The following is a 1,833-nucleotide window of genomic DNA, read 5'->3' on the forward strand; positions in this document are numbered from 1 at the left end:
TGGAGGTGGGTGGCGGCGTCGGCTTTGGGGGTGAGGGTGGTGGTGAGGCGGTCGGGGGTGAGGGTCTCGATGGTGCCGTCGTCGAGCACCCCGGCTGCGTGCACGACGGCGGTGAGCGGCTGCTCGGCCGGGATGGTCGCGAGCAGCGCGGCCAGCGCGTCCCGGTCGGCCGTGTCGCAGGCGACCAGGCGGGCGTGCGCGCCCAGCTCCCGTAGTCGCGCGAGCAGGCGGTCGGCGCCCGGTGCGTCCAGGCCGCGGCGGCTGACCAGCAGCAGGTGGCGAACCCCGTGCCGGGTCACCAGTCGTTCGGCGATCAACCCGCCGAGCGCCCCGGTGGCTCCGGTGATCAGCGTGGTGCCCTGTTCGTGCCGCGGCTCGTCCGCCGGCTCGCCGCCCGTCGGTGCCGTGCTCGCCGGCAGCCGCTGCAGCCGGGGGGCGAACAGTCGTCCGGCGCGCAGTGCCAGCTGGTTCTCACCCGTGCGCAGCGCGGTGGCCAACGCGACGGGCAGGACGGCTTCCGACGCGGCGTCGCCGTCGACGTCCAGGAGCAGGAACCGGTCGGGATGCTCCGACATCGCGCTGCGCAGCAGACCCCAGGCGGTGGCCGCGGCCGGGTCGACGTCCAGGTCGGCGGGGCCGGTCCAGACCGCGGCGGAGGTGACGACGGCCAGCCGGGAGCCCGGGCCCACCTCGGCGTCCGCGTCGCGCGCCAGCGCGTCCTGGACCAGTGCCAGGACCTCACCGGCCACGACCACGGCCTCCCGGCCGCCCGCGACCCGCCGTAGCTCGATGCCCTCCGCCTGAAGGTCTCCGGCCGTGCCGGCGGCGCCGGTCGTCGCGGCGTCCGTCGCGACCGGGTGCCACTCCAGCGTGTACAGGGCGTCGGTCGCGGGTGCGAACGCGTCCGCGGGTACGGCGCGCAGCGTCAGGGAGCGCGCCGAGGCCACCGGCAGGCCGTCGGGATCGGCGAGCAGAACCGAGACGGAACCGTCCTCGGCCGGTGTGAGCCGGACCCGCACCGTGGTCGCGCCGACGGCGGCGAGCCGGACTCCGGTCCAGGAGAACGGCACCCGCACCCCGTCCGCCCCGCCGTACAGGGGCAGCAGGTGCAGGGCGGCGTCGAGCAGCGCCGGATGCAGCGCGAAAAGCTCCCCGTCCGTCCTGCCGGTCCCGGCAGCGCCTGCCGCGTCGCCGGTTTCGCCGGTGTTCCCGTCGAGGTCCGCGCCGGCGCCGAGGCGGACCTCGGCGAGCAACGTGTCCCCGGCCTGCCAGGCCGCCGTCACGTTGCGCAGGCCCGCGCCGTAGTCGTAGCCGAGCGCACCCAGGCGCCGGTACACGTCCGCCACGTCGAGCGGGTCCGCGCCGGCCGGTGGCCAGAGCTCCGCGGCCGGCGCCGGGAGGTCCGCGCCCGCGATCTCCTCCTGGCGCAGGACACCGGTGGCGTGCAGGGCCCAGGGGTCCTCCTCACCCGGCCGAGAGTGCACGGTCAGCGCGCGGCTGCCGTGCTCGTCCACGCCGCCGACCGAGACCTGCACGCTCAGCGTCCCGCGCTCCGGCAGGAGCAGCGGCGTCTGCAGGGTCAGGTCGTCGAGCACGGGAGCGTCGGCGCGCAGGCCGGCGCGCAGCGCGAGGTCGACGAACAGGCTGCCCGGCACGAGCGGCCGGCCGCTGATGACGTGGTCGGCGAGCCAGGGGTGGCGGTCGAGGTCGAGGGTGCCGGTGAACAGCAGGCCGCCGTCGTCGGCGCGCTCCACGGCGGCGCCGAGCAGGTCCTCGTCCCGGGCGGCCCACGCCTTCGGCGCCTGGAACCAGAAGTGCCGTCGTTGGAAGGGG

1 protein-coding gene is annotated in these 1,833 nt (G+C 76.7%); it reads right to left on the bottom strand.

Annotated features, from left to right (window positions below; translation table 11 throughout):
• Positions 1-1,833: type I polyketide synthase (locus B056_RS36020; protein ID WP_154676955.1), on the bottom strand; the 1,833-nt coding region annotated here is incomplete at both ends.

The sequence above is a fragment of the Parafrankia discariae genome, from assembly GCF_000373365.1.
In the GTDB taxonomy this organism is placed as follows: domain Bacteria; phylum Actinomycetota; class Actinomycetes; order Frankiales; family Frankiaceae; genus Parafrankia; species Parafrankia discariae.